At 40.4% G+C, this 17,722-nt stretch carries 14 protein-coding genes; 9 read left to right on the forward strand and 5 right to left on the reverse strand.

The window, feature by feature from the left end:
- The first annotated feature begins 6 nt into the window (after positions 1-6).
- The 6 genes from R2Q84_RS13185 to R2Q84_RS13210 are packed head-to-tail and all read left to right on the forward strand — an operon-like array spanning position 7 to position 9,878.
- Complete coding sequence (locus R2Q84_RS13185; protein ID WP_316817016.1) at positions 7-1,167, forward strand: IPT/TIG domain-containing protein; 1,161 nt, start codon at positions 7-9, stop codon at positions 1,165-1,167.
- Positions 1,168-1,200: 33 nt separating this feature from the next.
- A complete protein-coding gene (locus R2Q84_RS13190) occupies positions 1,201-4,143 on the forward strand; it encodes a TonB-dependent receptor (protein ID WP_316817017.1) in 2,943 nt (980 codons plus the stop codon).
- A 10-nt stretch (positions 4,144-4,153) separates the two neighbouring features.
- Positions 4,154-5,572 (forward strand): RagB/SusD family nutrient uptake outer membrane protein, encoded by a 1,419-nt coding sequence (locus R2Q84_RS13195; protein ID WP_316817018.1) that lies wholly within the window; start codon positions 4,154-4,156, stop codon positions 5,570-5,572.
- Positions 5,573-5,621: 49 nt separating this feature from the next.
- Positions 5,622-7,253 (forward strand): DUF4832 domain-containing protein, encoded by a 1,632-nt coding sequence (locus R2Q84_RS13200; protein WP_316817019.1) that lies wholly within the window; start codon positions 5,622-5,624, stop codon positions 7,251-7,253.
- Between the two features lie 2 nt (positions 7,254-7,255).
- Positions 7,256-8,860: a DUF4832 domain-containing protein gene (locus R2Q84_RS13205; RefSeq protein WP_316817020.1), complete on the forward strand. Its 1,605-nt coding sequence runs from the start codon at positions 7,256-7,258 to the stop codon at positions 8,858-8,860.
- Between the two features lie 7 nt (positions 8,861-8,867).
- Entirely contained in the window at positions 8,868-9,878 is a 1,011-nt protein-coding gene (locus R2Q84_RS13210) for a nucleoside hydrolase (protein ID WP_316817021.1), read from the forward strand.
- A 49-nt stretch (positions 9,879-9,927) separates the two neighbouring features.
- On the opposite strand, the gene R2Q84_RS13215 is transcribed toward R2Q84_RS13210, so the two are convergent.
- The 3 genes from R2Q84_RS13215 to R2Q84_RS13225 all read right to left on the reverse strand — a co-directional run bounded on the left by R2Q84_RS13215 (position 9,928) and on the right by R2Q84_RS13225 (position 13,350).
- On the reverse strand, positions 9,928-10,887 hold the full coding sequence (locus R2Q84_RS13215) for a tryptophan 2,3-dioxygenase family protein (protein WP_316817022.1): 960 nt from the start codon (positions 10,885-10,887) through the stop codon (positions 9,928-9,930).
- A gap of 46 nt (positions 10,888-10,933) precedes the next feature.
- On the reverse strand, positions 10,934-12,232 hold the full coding sequence (locus tag R2Q84_RS13220) for an HAD-IB family phosphatase (RefSeq protein WP_316817023.1): 1,299 nt from the start codon (positions 12,230-12,232) through the stop codon (positions 10,934-10,936).
- A gap of 155 nt (positions 12,233-12,387) precedes the next feature.
- Positions 12,388-13,350, reverse strand: coding sequence for an NAD-dependent epimerase/dehydratase family protein (locus tag R2Q84_RS13225; protein ID WP_316817024.1), 963 nt, complete (start codon positions 13,348-13,350; stop codon positions 12,388-12,390).
- Between the two features lie 74 nt (positions 13,351-13,424).
- On the opposite strand from R2Q84_RS13225, the gene R2Q84_RS13230 reads away from it, so the two are divergent.
- From R2Q84_RS13230 to R2Q84_RS13240, 3 genes are all read left to right on the forward strand, one after another.
- On the forward strand, positions 13,425-14,606 hold the full coding sequence (locus tag R2Q84_RS13230) for a formimidoylglutamase (RefSeq protein ID WP_316817025.1): 1,182 nt from the start codon (positions 13,425-13,427) through the stop codon (positions 14,604-14,606).
- 90 nt (positions 14,607-14,696) lie between these two features.
- Entirely contained in the window at positions 14,697-15,839 is a 1,143-nt protein-coding gene (locus tag R2Q84_RS13235; RefSeq protein WP_316817026.1) for a TlpA disulfide reductase family protein, read from the forward strand.
- 257 nt (positions 15,840-16,096) lie between these two features.
- Entirely contained in the window at positions 16,097-16,543 is a 447-nt protein-coding gene (locus R2Q84_RS13240) for a hypothetical protein (RefSeq protein ID WP_316817027.1), read from the forward strand.
- 140 nt (positions 16,544-16,683) lie between these two features.
- On the opposite strand, the gene R2Q84_RS13245 is transcribed toward R2Q84_RS13240, so the two are convergent.
- Both R2Q84_RS13245 and R2Q84_RS13250 read right to left on the reverse strand, forming a co-directional pair.
- The gene (locus R2Q84_RS13245; RefSeq protein WP_316817028.1) at positions 16,684-16,962 is read right to left on the reverse strand and encodes a hypothetical protein; all 279 of its coding nucleotides are present in this window, start codon (positions 16,960-16,962) and stop codon (positions 16,684-16,686) included.
- Positions 16,963-17,091: 129 nt separating this feature from the next.
- A complete protein-coding gene (locus tag R2Q84_RS13250; RefSeq protein ID WP_316817029.1) occupies positions 17,092-17,589 on the reverse strand; it encodes a hypothetical protein in 498 nt (165 codons plus the stop codon).
- Positions 17,590-17,722: the final 133 nt, after the last annotated feature.

Raw genomic sequence — 17,722 nt, forward strand, 5'->3', positions numbered from 1 at the left:
AATAAGATGAATAAATTATTAACCTGCTTTCTTTTTGCTGTGATGGCTTCCTGCATATTGGTTGCCTGCAAAAAGGAGGAAACAAATTTAGTCACTCCCATTCCACCTATTTTAAAAGAAATATTTTTTCCGGAGGAAAAAGATGCTATTCCTGGTAAGGATGTTCTTATTAAAGGAAAAGGCTTTTCGAAAGCGGATGTGGTGTTCTTACAGACTACCGGTACTGAGGTACAGGTACCTGTTAAAGAAGCTACGAACACCTATATCAAATTTACCTTACCTAAGGAAGCTGGAGGGCTTTACAAAGTAACCATTGAAAGGGACGGACAAAAAACTACGCTGGATGGTACGCTTTCAGTTCCATTTGTGGTCCCGCTTGATGATGTTGTTCTGCCGGGCAGTAATGTGCAACAGTTGGCTGATGTAGCTATAGGAGGTAAGGGTTTTGAAGCAGGGGATATCGTACAATTGTCGGCTGATTTTTATCCGGCAGGTAAAGTGTTCAGTATCCCTGTCACAGTTACAGCTGAAGGAATCAGTTTTGAACTTCCACAGGGGTGTTATGGTGCCAACACAGTAGTTGTAACAAGGGGAAACCGTAAAACAAATCTCGGAATAGTCAATATTGAAGTGAATGTGGGTGATGTGATAGGGGGTGGTGTAGTATTCTGGACCGATGTGGCCAAGGTACACGGGTTAATTGCCAGCAAAACAAATGTGGGGACGCCTGTTGAACAGTTTGGTCCCGGTCTGGCTCTTTCAGGTGCTGCTGGTACCAGTAAAGCGATGCAAACCGGAAAGGAAAATACAGCAAAACTACTGGTTAAAATGGCTGCTTTCAGATCTGGCAATGCAAGCTGGAACACTAAAAAAACTGCGGCGGAGTTGTGTGATGAACTGGTTATTACAGATGGATCGGACAGTTATGGAGATTGGTTCCTTCCTGCGCAGGAAGAACTGATCACTTTGTTTAAAGCGAAAGCGCTGATGGCGACAAAAGGGGCTGAAGTTCCACCCAATAATTACTGGTCATCCAGTGAAGGCGATGGAGATGCAGCAGGCTGGTCGGCATTTTATGTGAATTTCTATGAAGCTACAAATGTCGTGTCAGCAAATTCAGATAAAGAAGGTTGGAGGATTGGTGTTCGTGCGGTTAGAGCTTTTTAAACCCATTAGAAATTAACATTAACGAATTAAGTTATGGAAAAGAAAATATTTTTATTGTTGCTCAGTGTATTCTTTTCGGGGATGCTCAGTGCACAGGTAAACATCAGCGGATTGATTACTGATGATGATAATATTCCATTGTCTGGTGCGGCAGTAATGCTAAAAGGTACGAAAACAGGTGCCAGTACGGATGCTGATGGAAAATATACTATTACTGCAAAGAAAGGTGATGTACTGGAATTCTCCTTTATAGGAATGATTAAAAAGAGTATTACTGTTGGAGACGAAAAGGTGATCAACGTGAGGCTTGCCTCAAGTGCGGTTAATCTGGATGAAGTTGTCGCAATTGGTTACGGTACCCTGAAGAAAAGTGATCTTACCGGAGCGGTGACCTCTATTAAGCCTGAAAGCTTAGCGAATGCCAAGGTCGGTACGGCGGGAAGTGCACTGCAAGGATTAGCCGCGGGTGTATTTGTGACTACCGGCTCTGTGAAGCCGGGAGGAGATGCAAGTATTATTATCCGTGGCCAGGGATCCCTGAGAGCAGGAAACGCACCACTTTATATTGTGGATGGTATGCCTGTTGAAGGTGGGCTACAGGATCTTTCACCCAGCGATATTGAATCCATCGAGATCCTCAAAGATGCCTCTTCGGCTTCTATTTATGGTTCACGTGGTTCGAACGGGGTAATCCTGGTGACTACAAAAAAGGGGACAAAAGGAAAAGGTAAAGTTACGTTTAATGCTACCGGAGGTACCCAGCGGATGTTGAATAAGCAAGACCTGATGAATGCACAACAGTATTACGATCTTTCTTCAACAGTGTTCCCTGATTACAAGTGGACCTCGGAGGAACTACGTTTGTTAAGTAAAGGACAAACTACAGATTGGCAGGATGCCATAACGGAAGATGGTAGCTATCGAAACTATAACCTTTCGGTAAGTGGCGGTAATGAAAAGGCTGCACACTATTTAGGCGTTGATTGGTACGACCAGAAAGGAACCATCAGGAATTCTTCCTTCAATAAGGCTACTGTAAGGTATAACCTGGATGCGCAGACTACCGACTGGTTAAAATCTGGTGTCAGATTTAACGTTAGCGAGTCAAGTCTTAAAAACATCAACGAAGAAGCTGATTCTGGTTATGGTACCATGTTTAGTGCAATCAGCTCACAACCTACTGCTCCTATTTTTACAGATGAAGGAGAGTATTTTGACGGGTTTTTAAATACCAAAGCCAATCCTGTAGCGATAGTAGATCTGTTAGACAGAACTACACAGAAAACACGTGCTGTAGGATCTGTGTATTTTGAAATTCAACCTATAAAAAACCTTAAGATCAGATCCGAGAATGGAGCGGAACTGGAGTTTTTTAATGTGAACTCCTATGAAGATGGGAGAATGGGACAGCATTATGCTGCAGGTGGGCATGCGACAAAATTTGCAGGTAAAAAAAGGTATTTACAAACTGAAAATACTGCAACCTATACTTTTGAGTTTGGTGAACACAAGCTGTCGGCCATGGGCGGCTTCTCTGCTTCAAAAACCGAATATGAAAACGTGACTGCAGATTCAAAAAACCTTTCTCCGATATTAAAATACAACAACCTTGGTGGGGCTAAAGATCATGGGCCAAACGGTTCCTACGCAGTGGCCTCTACCTTAACGTCATTTTATAGCAGGATCAATTACAGCCTTAGCGAACGTTATCTGGCTACGTTAACTATGCGCGCGGATGGATCTTCTCGCTTTGCACCGGGTAAACAATGGGGTTTCTTTCCTTCAGCTGCCGTGGCATGGCGTATTTCTGAAGAAGAGTTTATTAAATCAGTGCCTGCCATCAGCAACCTTAAACTTCGTGTAAGTGCAGGTATGCTGGGTAACCAGAACATTGGTGATTATGCTTATGCATCTACCATCAGTCAGGGTGGTGAATGGGCAGACTATGTGTTTGGCGGTGAGCTGGCTACAGGATCTGTACAAAATACCATTAGTAACCCGGACCTTACCTGGGAAAAAGCACAACAGTTTGATATCGGCCTGGACTTCGGCTTCCTTGATAACCGCATTGCAGGTTCCATTGATGTTTACAATAAAAAGAATAAAGACTTGCTTTGGTTAGTGCCACTTCCAAAAGAATCAGGGTTTGATAGTTCACTAACCAATGTTGGCCAGATTGACAATAAAGGGATAGAGTTTACCATTAATACCGTCAATGTTACGGGTAAGGACTTTCTTTGGACAACCGGATTTAATTTCTCTTATAACAAGAACAAGATTACAGAATTGTATGGCGGTAAAATGGATGTGAACAAGTCGCTTTTTGTTGGACATCCGATCAATGAATATTATTTACTTAAATCTCAAGGCATCTGGCAGCAAAATGAAGCTGCTGAGGCCGCAAGATATAATGCGCAGCCAGGCGATAGAAAGGTATATGATATGGGCAATGATGGTGTGATTAATGGTGAAGACCGGAATTTTGCTGGTGTAAGTACGCCTAAGTTCTATGGTAGCTTTACCAATACACTAAAATATAAAGGCTTTGATTTTATCACCTTCTTTACTTATGCAGGTGGTCACCTGATCAACAATTCATTAAATCAGTACCTGAATGCTTACAATACCTGGGGCAATATGAGTAAGGATTATTATTGGAACTACTGGACACCGGACAAACCGAGTAATGTGTATCCGGCACCACGTGTAGGCAGTCCGTATGCTAATGGTGATGGTACAGATGCCAATTTGCAGAAAGGGGATTACATCAGGTTAAGGAATATAGAACTGGGATATACCCTGGCACCGGATAGTTTTATCAAAAAGATCAGGTCTACCAATATCAGGGTGTTTTTCTCTGTGCAAAACCTGTTTACAGCAACGGATTTCACAGGGTATGATGTAGAGTCCAGTGACAGGACAAACCCTTATCCCAATGCACGCAGCTTTATCGGTGGAATTTCTATGAACTTTTAATAATTGAACCATGAAAAAATATACATTAATCCTATTGGCCCTTTGCCTGGGAGTAAGCAGCTGTAAGAAGTTTCTTACCGAAGAGCCTAAAAGTATACTGACCCCGGAGAATGCGTTCAAAACTCCTGAGGATTGGCAAAAAACATTAAACGCAGCATATGCCATGTTACAAAAGGTATACGTTGGAAAATGGACGATTACACTCGCCGAGTTTGGTACCGATGAAGTGGAGCCATATGACGTAGGTTGGGCTGCTTATGCCGAATTAAAATACTACACGTTTTCAGATGGCCATCCCTTCTTTTCAGATCATTACCGGGTGAGTTACGAAGGCGTAAAACGATGCAATGCCGTTATTGATATGCCCGCAGGTGTGGTACCTGATGATATACGTAATTCAATGATTGCACAGGCGAAATTTTTACGGGCAATCTATTACTTTGACCTGGTGCGTATGTATGGTGGCGTTCCATTGTGGGTAAAATCGTCTATTGACAGAAATGAAATCATGAAGCCCAGGGCTACTGCTGATGAGGTTTATCAGTTAATTGTTCAGGACCTTAAAGATGCGGAACCTGTACTACCTGAAATATGGAATAATGCGACAGATAAGGGCCGGGCGACAACTTATGCTGCGCAAGCCATATTGGCACGCGTGCTTTTACAATGGGGTAAACCTGCTGAGGCATTGGTTTATTGTAATAAGCTGGATGGCAAGTTTCATTTGTATCCGAACCTTAAAGATATTTTTGATGCTAAGAACAAGAATGCCGGATACGAGAATATATTTGAAATTCAGTTCCGCCATTCCGGTGCCTGGAACCAGGAAGGAAGTATCCAGCATAGCTACTGGGGCCCTCGTGGCGTAGGAGGCCCAACATCATTTGGAGGTTGGGGTGGTTTTGGCCCGACTGACTATGTGTATAACAGCTATGACAATACGGATAAGCGGAAGAAAGCCTTCTTTTTAACTGAATTTAAAGGGGTTCAGCAGTCACCAGCCTGTAACAATAAGTTCTTCGACCCTGTCTATGGAAACGTGATCGAAGATGATGAATTGAACTTTATATTGATCCGTTACGCAGACGTGTTGTTGATGAAGGCGGAGGCATTAAATTCCTCAGATGCTGCAGGTGATGAGAAATATAATGCTTTAAATGAAGTAAGAGGACGTGCAGGGTTACTTCCAATAAAGGCAACCGATAACCTGACTAAGGAACAGTTTGCAACGGTGCTGTTAAAAGAAAGATTGCATGAACTTTGTTTTGAACACATGAGAAGGTGGGATTTGATCCGCTTTGGAAAGCTCGAAGAATACCTGAAAAATAATGTAGGTATTACTATTCAGAAGCACCATAACCTGTACCCGATTCCTAAAGATGCGATGGATGCAAATGATGCATTGACCTCGAATAACCCAGGCTATTAGCAGGTTAAATAAACATAAACGTGTATAGATCAATTAAAAAATAAGAGTTATGAAGATCGTGAATTATTGTTTGGTGACCTGCGGACTGGCAATAGGCCTGATGCTGACATCATGTGAAAAGAAAGGGGATGAGGGACTTCGTGAGCATCCTAATAAAGGAAGTGTAGTCGTTGAAAATGGAAAGGTTACAATCCAGCCAGCAGAATATCCCGGCGCTATCCGAAATCCAATGATGGGTTTCCGTGAGTTTATTGGTCCTGGTATTGATCCCAAAAGAGCAGAATATCCATTCCCTTATGGTACACTTACTAAGGAGTATATGCAATGGGATATGCTGGAAGACAATGCTGGTGATGGGGTGGCGAAAATTATCGCATACAGCAATCACCGATGGGCTGGAGTAGAGGATATAAATATGAAGGTAATCCCTCGTATTTATATTGTATGGATGGAGCCTTGGCATGGTGGTGTAGCCAAAAATGTTTATACCAACCATCCGGATGACCTTAATGGATGGCATTGGCCAAGTGATATTCCGGGACAGGTGAGAGTAAATGACAATGTAACCCCAATTACAGGTGGGTATTTTGATCCTACATTTCAGGACAGGGTAAAGGCGCTGGTGGCTAAAGCTGGTGAAGCATGGGACAATGATCCAAGGGTGGCCTATGTGGAAATGGGAATTATAGGGGAATTTGGCGAGCACCATGATCCGGACATCACAACCTACTGGGCACCACATGATGAGCCACAGCATGTACCGAACCGTACCTGGATTCCTGGAATTGAAAAGACGCTTGGTGATGCTTTTAAAGGCGCATTCAAAAATAAGAAGGTAATGGTCCGTTATGCCTATGAATTTAAAGATTATGAATTCGGAATTTATTGGGATTCCTGGTCTCAGCCGCAGGAAAAAGTAAGAGGTTATGATGAAATGAAAAAGCTGGGCGATCGTTGGAAAAAGCAACCTATAGGTGGCGAGATCACCTGGAACTGGGGCGACCTTTCGAAATTCAATTCCTTTGAGGCGGTGGTTGCCGATAAAGAAACCAGGGAATATACGATTGAACAAATCAGAAACCTGCACTGTAATCACCTGGGTGGTATTACCTGGGCTAATTTTAATGATCCTAATTTCGCTCCCAATGCGGAGATATTGCAGAAAGCAATGGGATACCGTTATCTGGTGTCTGATTTTAGCTATCCGACAAAGATTGTTGCCAATACACCTTTTAACGTTTCCTTCAAAGTAACGAATACCGGTTCTTCTCCTTTTTATTACAACTGGCCGGTAGAAATTTCCCTGCTGGATAAGATCACTCACGAAAAGGTTTGGAGTAAGGTGCTCACAGGCGTAAATGTATCTGAATGGATGCCGGGTGACAATTGGAACGTCAATACCAATAAATACACGACTCCGCCAATTGCAAACAGTGTGGATAAGCAGATAACCCTGGATCAAAACCTGCCTGACGGGGAATATATCATTGCTATATCTGTACTTGATCCTGCAGGAATGTTGCCGTCATTACGCTTTGCTGTTAATAATTATTTTGAAGGGGGTAGACATCCAATGGGTTACATTGGTGTGAATAAGGATATTACTGCCTATGAGATCAGCAGCAAAGAGTTTACGGATATGAAGAACGATAAAACGCTGAAGTATAAACTAAATAAATAGAGATGGTATTTAGAAGCTTAGTCCTATGTGCTTTTCTGATTTCGTCACTAACCGGAGCGCGCGCCCAGAAGGGGCGTGTAGTGATCTATCCTGAAATCTATGAGCAGGCGATCAGGAATCCATTAATGGGCTTCAGGGAGTTTTTTTCACCCGGTGTAGATAAAAAGCGGGCTGAATATCCATATCCCTACGGTACAATGGTAAAAGAGTATATGCAGTGGAATATGCTGGAAGACCGGGCTGGTGACGGGCTGGATAAAATCATTGCTTACAGTAATCATCGCTGGAAAGGGGTTGAGGATATGAATGTGAAGGTGATCCCAAGGGTGTACCTGGTGTGGGTAGAGCCCTGGCATGGGGGGAAACCTAAAGATCCCAACAATAGCGACGACATGAACGGCTGGCATTGGCCTTCAGATATCTCCGGACAAAAAAGCCCGTACTATCAAATACCCGGATCAGTAGGTGCTGCGGTGGCGCCCGCAGATAAAAATACGCCTATTACTGGTGGCTATTTTGATCCCGCATTTGCCGATAGGGTTAAAATGCTGGTTGAAAAAATTGGAAAGGCATGGGATAATGACCCGAGGGTTGCCTATGTGGAAATGGGAATCGTAGGCGAGTGGGGTGAACATCATGATCCCGACTTGTCGACCTATTGGCCTCCGCATGATGAGCCAGATCATGTGGTTAACCGTACCTGGGTGCCTGGTTTAGAAAAAGTACTCGGTGATGCCTTTACCGCCGCGTTTAAAAATAAAAAGGTGATGGTACGTTATGCCTACGAGTTTAAAGACTATGAATTTGGAATTTACTGGGACTCCTGGTCGCAAAAGGACGAAAATGTACGGGGATATGAGGAAATGCTAAAGCTGGGCGACCGCTGGAAAAAGCAGCCCATCGGCGGAGAGATCACCTGGAACTGGGGAAGCCTCGGTAAGTTTAAGAACTTTGAGGCCGTAGTGGCTGATCCGGAGTTTCATGACCTGACTGTAGAGCAAATTCGTAATCTGCACTGCAATCACCTTGGCGGCATTACCTGGGCGAACTTCAAAGATCCTGTTTTTAAGAAAAATGCAGAAATATTGCAGCGTAGTATGGGCTATCGTTATGTGCTTTCCGAATTCAATTACCCTCAAAATATACAGAAAGATAAACCATTCAAAATTGCTTTTAAGCTAACCAATGAAGGCTCCTCACCATTTTATTATAACTGGCCGGTGGAGATCTCCTTGCTGAATGCGAAAACAAAAGAAAAAGTCTGGAGTAAGCAACTGAGCAAGGTAAACATAGCCGACTGGATGCCTGGAGAAAACTGGAGTGTTGCAGAGCAACGTTACCTGGTAAAACCACCAGTTTATAATATAGAAGCGGAATTAACAATGGATAGGTCAATCCCTAAGGGGAAGTATATCATTGCAATTTCTGTTCTTGACCCTGCAGGACTTAAACCGTCACTAAGGTTTTCCAATAAAAACTATTTTAATGGAGGGATGCATCCAATGGGCTATATTGGACTGGGTGAAAAAGTAAAGGCTTTTACACTTGATACCTCAGAATTTAACGATATACAAGCTGATACTTCACTTAAATACGAGGCTAAATAATTTAGATATGAAGAAATTGAAAATGATACCATTGATGGCTCTCGCAGTTGCTTTGTGCACTCAAGGCGTTGCACAGCGCGCGAATGTGCCGACTCCTGTAATTCTTGATACAGATGTAGGGAACGACATCGATGATGTACTGGCGCTTCAGATGCTGTTCAATTACGAGAAATCCGCGAAAATTAACCTGTTGGGGATTACCATCAGTAAATCTAATCCGCGGGTAATTGAATACGTTGATGGTTATTGCCGCTTTAATAAACGGGGTAATATCCCTTTGGGTTATGCCTATAATGGCGTAAACCCTGAGCCTTTCAGATATGTGCCCAAAACACTGGATACATTAATTGATGGGAAGAAAATCCTTTTTCCTAAGCGCAGTATCAAAAGTGGTTTACCTGAGGGGTTCAAGTTGTTGCGTAAACTGCTGGCTAATCAAAAGGACCATTCAGTGGTAATGATTGTAGTTGGTCCGGAAACCAATATAGCCAACCTTTTAAACTCCGGGGCTGACGAATACAGCAAATTAAACGGTGTAGACCTGGTTAAGAAAAAAGTGAAACTTTTATCTGTTATGGGTGGGGTGTATAGTAATGAATTTGATTTTGCGGAATGGAACATTGAGCAGGACCTCAAAGCTTCGGCAGTCGTATTTGATAAATGGCCAACAGCACTTGTTGCCAGTGGCTTTGAGCTGGGCAGTAAATTGCTTTATCCACATCAAAGTATTCTTAATGATTTTAAGGATGGTTATAAACATCCTTTATGTGTGTCCTATAAAGTTTATGATAAAATGCCTTACGACAGGCAAACCTGGGACCTGACTTCTGTACTATATGCTTTGGAACCCGATAAAAATTATTTTGACCTTTCTCCGAAAGGAACTATTGAAATTGACAGTAAGGGAAAAAGTATTTTTACCCCATCAGAAAATGGTAAGCATACTTACCTGAAAATAAAAGATACCGAGGTAAAACGCACCTTACAAGCCCTGGTTGATCAGGTTGTAGGTAAGTAACAAAAGGCCCGTACATTTTGTGATGTACGGGCCTTTAATTATTTAAAGATTAGTCTTTAAAGCTTTTTAATACGTTAATAACCCATCCTTTGCCCCATTCTTCCATTTGCTCTTCTGTCCATAAGAAAGGGTAGAAGATTCTTTTCTGGAAACGCGGAGGCAGGTATTTCTGCCAGTTGGTACCTCCGGTTGCAGCAATGTCTACCGGATCACGTTCCAGGTATCTTACGGCAGATTTATAGTGAGATAATGGCCATTCAACGTTTACATACAAGTCGAGCTTCCTTAATTCTTCAGCCAGTCCGGTAACGTCATGGCCTTCGTTTGCCAGTTTATGATATAAAGCACTGAAGTTTGTTTCCTGTCTGTCTTTTACCAGTTGTAAAAATTGGGCAGCATATTTACTGATAAATTGTTTTAGTGTAAGTGTCTGTTTTCCACTGGCCAGTTCTGTTGCACCAAATTTCCAGTAGATATGCTCAAATTGCTCTTCAAGTGTAGCATTCGCCAGCTCTTCACGCTTACTTTTATCAACAAGCTGGTTAAAGTTAGTTGCACAAATTTCAATCATGCGGTATTGACCAGATTGAAAACCGCTGGCAGGCAATAACGACATCCTGAATTTCAAAAACTGATCCTTCTCCATACCGTTCACCATCACCTCAAAAGAAGTAGTTAAGGCATTGAAGTAAGCATTAATCCGTTTAACTCTTTCTGTAAAGAAGGTTACTGTTAAATCAGGATGTTCTGCAATCTGTTTGCACTCATGTAGTGAAAGCTTAAAATAAAGCTCTGTAATCTGGTGGTACATGATGAAGATTTCCTCATCAGGAAAAGGAGTCTTTGGGCTTTGTAAACTCAACAAAGTATCCAGGTGAATATAATCCCAATACGTTAAGAAATCTGCATACAACAAGCCGTCCAGATAAGCCGCCATATCCTGCCCCATAGCAGCATACTTTTCCTGTAGCTTATCCAGCTTCTCTTTGATTTGTGGTGTAAGTTCCATTTAATAAGTTAGTTTACCACAAATGTAATGAAAGCAGCGGTTACTGTTAATACAATACTCTGAATTTTATAGTATGCTCGATCTTCTTTAGAAATTTAAACAGTTGTTTGTCGTACTGTGCATTGATATCTGTAATTACATAACCAATGCTCGAGTTGGTCATCAGAAACTGTCCAACAATGTTGATGTCGTGATACGCAAAAGCGGTATTGATCTTTGCCATAATTCCAGGAACGTTTTTATGGATATGGATCAAGCGGTGAGACTTTTCAATCCTTGGTAACTGCAGGTTAGGAAAGTTGGTACTCAGGTGTGTGGTGCCGGTATTCATGAAGTCGATCATCCTTTTAGGGATGAAATTGTTGTTACGCGGATTCGCTTTTGTATCGTCAAAAACTACAATTCCCTGTTCAGTACATTTCTGCAGATCGATCTTGTTTTTTGCGTTTCCAAGGTAGCCGATCGTCTTTAAGGTGATTGCCCTTTGTAACTGATTGTCTGTTATTTTCTCTCCATCGGCAAGCAGCATCATGTGTACATCTGCCACATATTTTTCCTCGAAACTGGTTTTATGGCGTATAGAAAAACCATCTTTCTTTAACATCTCTATACTTTTAGGGTCCACCTCACCAATAATAAGGCATAAGATCCTGTTTTTAGGATAAGATATTGCCCTTGGCAGATTGTTCACATAGAGGAACTCATCAAAACTAGGGGTGACGTGGTCTGCTTTTTTGACAATGCTTTCTCTGGAGATATTCTCGGTAAAAGCATAGAATTTTTTGATCAGGCCACTTTCGCGAAGCTGAAAGTCGGAATATCCATCACCAATGCCATATAAATCACCTTCCAGGTTCATTTGTTGCATCAGTTTCACTTTCCCGCCTTCTTCACTTAAAGGGTTGGAATGATCGTAATCTATAATCTTGCCATCACCGGTGGTTACAAAGGTGTTGGCATAAATATTTTCTTTCTTGATATGATATTGGCTCACTACAGGAGTGATGAACTCCTTAAAGCCACCGGAAACGATCAACACTTCATCAGCATGCTTTTTGAAAAATGCTGCATTTCGTGAAAAAGAAGCAGATACTTTTTTCTTCAATACTTTGATCAACTTCTTCAAATGGTCTTCAGTAGCTTCGAGTAGTCTTACTCTTTGGGCCAGACTCTCACTAAACGACAACTTTCCTTCCATGGCAAGGTTGGTATAGTCTTCAATTTTTTGGAAGATGGCTTCCTTTTCAGGATGCTTTTCAAGAGAAATCCGTGCCAGCTCATCTAGCGCTTCAACTTGCGTGAAGGTACTGTCAAAATCAATGATGTAAAAGTTCTTTTGCTTCATCCTTTCAGGAGTAATGATATTTAGGTGGTTACAAGGTTGTTAATAAACGATTCAAAGATAGGAAACGATTATGATTTTTTGCCAAAATTGAAAGAAAATGAATAAACTAATGATAGTTTCGTAAAGATAACTAAGAAATGTGATTCAGATGGCAATTAGGCCTGCGCCTTGCAAATCTCGTCAATACTTTGTTTTAAGGGTTTAAAAGTTATTCCAATGGTTCTTTTTATCTTTTCATTGCTGTATAAACTTTCATTTAAACTGCTCCTGGCTGCATCACTGGTTAGTGCGGCTGGTTTTCCGGTAAATAAGGAAGCTAGCTTAGCTGCTCTCCATGCAATACCCAGCATCCAGGGTTTGGCTTCTTTAGCTGGTGCTTTAATGCCATAACCAGCTGCAATTTCTCCAAAAAACTGTTTGTAATGGTAATTCTCTGAGGAGATGGTAAAGCGTTCAGCAGTTTCCTTGCTGTCCATTAGTGCAATCATGCATTTCGCAACATCGCTTACATCAACAATTCCAGTTGCTCCTTTTGTATAATAAGAAAGTCCATCTTTTACCAGTTTAAAGATAGCGCCACTACCTTCAAATCCGGCTCCTGCACCAATAATTACACTTGGGTTTACAATTACAGCATCCAGCCCCTCCGATATTCCCCTCCACACTTCCATTTCTCCTTCGTATTTAGAAATCGCGTATGCATGAGCCTTAATATCATATTCCCAAAAATCCTTCTCCGTAATCAATGCTCCTTTTTTAGCATTGCCTAATGCGGCAACAGAGCTCACATGTACCAATCTTGCGCCGAGTTCCTGGCATAAGTTTACGATGTTGCTGGTCCCTTCAATATTGATCCTTAAAAGTTTTGTTTTGTCTTTAGGGTCAAAAGATACCAGGGCAGCACAATGATATACTTTGTTTACGCCATCAAAAGCATCTTCCAGATCTGAAAGGTCGTTTATGTCCGCAATTACCCATTCAACCAGTTTGTTGTGCTTAATTAAATCGGGGATAATAGAGTGTGTACGCTTCAATGCCCTAAGCTTTATGCCCAGGCTGGTTAACTGATGGATGAGCTCAGCTCCTAAAAAACCAGTGGCACCGGTAACCAATATCATTTCATTTTTTTTAGGATGTTCATTAATATATGGGCTCAAAAATAGATATTTGATGCCATACATTATATTATAATATGTCTTTATCAGATTTTTTTTCTCCGGTAAACCCAGATAAATTTACGCCAAAACAGGGTTTTTATACTAGTCAGCTAGGTTTAAAGGCCGGGTTTTTTACCGATAAATTCCCGGCGCTGGATGAAAAACAGTATGATATAGCCATTTTTGGTGTGCTTGACGATCGTGCTGCGGTAAATAATGAAGGTTGTGCGCTGGGGCCTGACTATTTCAGGGCACAGTTTTATTGCTTAAATGAAGGTGCCTTTGCAACCAGGATTATTGATCTTGGTAATATTAAAGCGGGAGCATCAATTTCAGATACTTATGTTGCAGTAAAAACAGTAGTTTCTGAATTGGTTAAGCTGGATATTGTTCCTGTTATTATTGGCGGCGGGCAAGACCTTACCTATGCACAATACCTGGCTTATGAAAGTCTGGAGCAAAAGGTAGATCTTGTAGTGGTCGACAGTAAGTTTGACCTTGATGAAGAAGATCAGGAGGGACTTGCGGCAAAGTCTGATACTTATCTCAATAAAATACTTTTACATCAGCCAAATTACCTTTTTAACTTTAGTAATGTGGGCTACCAGACTTACTTTGTGAACCAGGATAGTTTGAAGGTGATGAGTAAACTTTATTTTGATGCACATCGTTTGGGTGAATTTATGGATGATATCACTTTAACGGAGCCTATTATCCGCAATGCGAGCATGATTAGTTTCGATATTGGTGCCATACGTTCATCAGATGCGGGAGCAAATGCCAATGCAAGTCCTAATGGTTTTTACGGAGAACATGCCTGTGCCATTACCCGGTATGCCGGAATGAGCGATAAGCTTACTTCCATTGGTTTTTATGAATTCAATCCTGCTTTTGATCAGAACGGACAGACAGCGATGCTACTTGCGCAAATGGTATGGTATTTCGTAGATGGTTATTATAACCGGAAAAAAGATTTTCCTTTGACACCAAAATCGCACTATATCATTTACAGGGCCAGTTTAAATGACGGGTCGGCAGAGATGCTTTTTGTAAAAAGTAAGAAGTCGGACCGCTGGTGGATGCAGGTGCCATACCCAACAGGGATTTCCAAAAATGAACGTTATCATCTGGTGCCTTGTCGTTACGATGATTATACGACGGCTGTAAACGGTGAAATGCCCGATTTGTGGTGGCGTACCTTCCAAAAGCTACTATAATATTACATTAAACCTTGCGTTATATTTTTGGTCTATTACTTACATTTGGATCTCGATAACCAAACTTATTATCAAAAAAAACAGAAAATTATGAAGAAGATCACATTGATCGCTGCTTGTTTGTTACCTGCTGCTGTTATGGCACAAGGACAAGGTAAATTTACCGTTAGCGGTAAAGTGGGCAATTTAGGTTCACCAGCAAAAGCTTATTTGTATTATGGCCCAAGGGCTAAACAAGTGGTAGACTCGGTAAATATTGTTGGCGGTAAATTCGCTTTCACAGGGCCGATAACAGAAATAACCCAGGCTTCTCTTAGAGTTAAACATGCGGAACCAACAAAACAAGGTACTGCTCCTGACGCAATTGTATTTTATCTTGAGCCTGCGGCTATACAAGTGGTATCAACAACTGATTCCTTAGCAAATGCAGCTATTAAAGGTTCTAAAGTGAATGATGACGATGCTAAATACAAAGCGGCAACTAAAGCAGTTAGTGCAAAAAATGCAGCTTTAATGGCTGAATACCGTAGCAAATCTCCTGAAGAACGCAAAGATGAGGCTTACATGAAAACGGTTTATGCACGTGATGAAGCCAACAGAAAAGAAATGGATGTAATAAACAAAGCGTTTTATGTAGCTAATCTTAATTCTTACGTAGGTTTAGTAGCGTTTAAAGAAACGATGGATGTTGATGCAGATCTTAAAGGTGCTGAATCTGAATTTAACAAGTTCTCAGCAGCTGTAAAAGGATCGAACCTTGGTAAAAGCATTACTCAGGAGATTGAATCAGCTAAGAAAACTGGTATAGGTCAAATCGCTATGGATTTCACTCAGAATGATGTGAACGATAAGCCGGTTAAATTATCTGACTTCCGTGGAAAATATGTATTGCTTGATTTCTGGGCTTCATGGTGTGGTCCTTGTCGTGCTGAAAACCCTAACGTGGTAAAAGCATACAATGCATTCAAAGACAAAAACTTTACTGTTCTTGGTGTTTCTTTGGATAACCCAGGTAAAAAAGATGCCTGGTTAGCAGCAATCGAAAAAGATGGTTTAACGTGGACTCAATTGTCAGATTTGAAAGGCTGGGAAAATGCAGCTTCAAAAATGTACGGTGTACGTGGTATTCCTGCTAACTTCCTGATTGATCCTTCTGGTAAAATCATCGCTAAAAATGTTAGAGGTGAGGAGTTGCAAACTAAACTTGCTGAAGTTTTAGGTAAAGGAAAATAAAAGGGAAAATAACCGTTCTCTTCTGCGACTGGCATCTTTTTCTGAAGGGAAAAAGCGCCTGAGGTCGCTTCAGAGAAGGTGATTTTCCTGGTCATAGAGGAATAAGGAAGAGAGTTTTCTTGCTCTTGATCGGAGTATTAAAAAGGGCAAATAGACAGGTTAAGCCGGTTTATTTGCCCTTTTTGCATTGGGGGTATTTAATGCGTTTGGGATTCAGTGGTATAATATCTAAATTGCAACCTCAGAATATTAATGTTATGAAACAGTATATTTTACTTGCTTTTTTATTATTGGGCTTAAGCTCAATGACAAACGCACAACAAAAAATGCCTACAGCGCAGGAGATGACAGTTAAAAACGTGGATGAACTGGAGAAAAGATTGAAGCTGACTCCAACGCAGAAAAGCGTGATCTATAACTACGTATTTGATATGTCAAAGCTACAGCTGGATTTGATTAAAAGACAGCAGGCAGGTACTACTAAAGAGGATGATGTAACTAAGTTCTATAAAGTTCAGAACGATACGAATGATAAGATCAGAACGATTTTAAAAGGCGATCAGTTACCGGAGTTCGAAAAGGTATTGGAAGACCGTTTGAACGGAAATACGAAGAAAAAGAAGAAAAATAAAAAGGGTAAAGATAAAGAAGAGGAAGAAATCGTTACAGGGATTTCAGGACTGAAATTACAACCTCAACCTTAGTAACAGAAGGGGAATTAAACGAACGGGCTGTATCATGGTTTAATGATACAGCCCGTTTTTGTATGATATAAATTGGATTTTAATTACACTCAACAGGAGCTTAAAGGTATCTGTTTCTACCTTGGTTATCTATTGATCGTTTAGTGGCTTATTTCTATTTCTTTAAGTATACCATATCCAATTATTTTACCAGGATGTCCAAATAGGAATTTTCTATTTAGATATTTTTTAGATAAAAAGTTATCTGGATCTAATGCTTCAACCTTTATGCTATAAAAATCACTTTCTTTCAAAACCTCTTCAAGTTGACACGGCATTAGGTATTTGTCATTTTCTTCTAACCAAGTTGAAACTCTAATATTTTTGTTTATATCGACCTGATCAAGTGTTTTAAAAAAGAGAAAATATAATATTACCATACTATAAAATTATTTGTATTGTATTCATTCTACCTTCATATTTTGATTAAAAATATATAGAGCCTTTTAGTTAATTTTTGAGCTTCTCAATAAAGTAAACAGATAAGCTTTCCTATAAACAATTTTATATTATCGTTTGCCTAATACTTGTTTTGCGTTATGTGCAATCAGATATTCTTTGTGATTTTTATATCCATTAATCACACTATTGATTCTGTCGTTTTGAAACTTAATTAGATGATAGAAAGCAGTTATAAGTTTATAAGTATAATAAGCATCCTCAAAATTGTCTATTTTTTTAACTGAATCAATAGCAATATCAATCATATTAATATCGCCATTAATTTCAAAAATTGAGGTCGCTATTATTAGTATTGCCATTTCATCAGTATTTTTTGATAGCAAATCGTAGAGTGAAGGAAGTGATTTCTCTGATTTAATATATGCCAGCGTTTCCACGACTAACATATCTTTCGTTTGACTTATTAGTTTATTTATTAATTCATCTTCCAGGAGTTTTTTTTCGTACTCATTAAGGTGGTCTATTATATGAGTATTACTGAATCCATTTCGGTGCTGATAATCAGTAGCAGGAATAATTTTATTTATGAGCTTTTCTATATCCATATCAAATTCATTTAAAAATTATATTAATCTCTATTAATACTACGTTAAAAAAACGATTGAACTTTTTCTTCGAAAAGAAAGCATTAAGAGATTTAGAGAACATCAAAGAGCTTATTTAATATTTGAAATTATA

Source organism: Pedobacter nyackensis, from assembly GCF_032678475.1.
GTDB lineage: Bacteria > Bacteroidota > Bacteroidia > Sphingobacteriales > Sphingobacteriaceae > Pedobacter > Pedobacter nyackensis_A.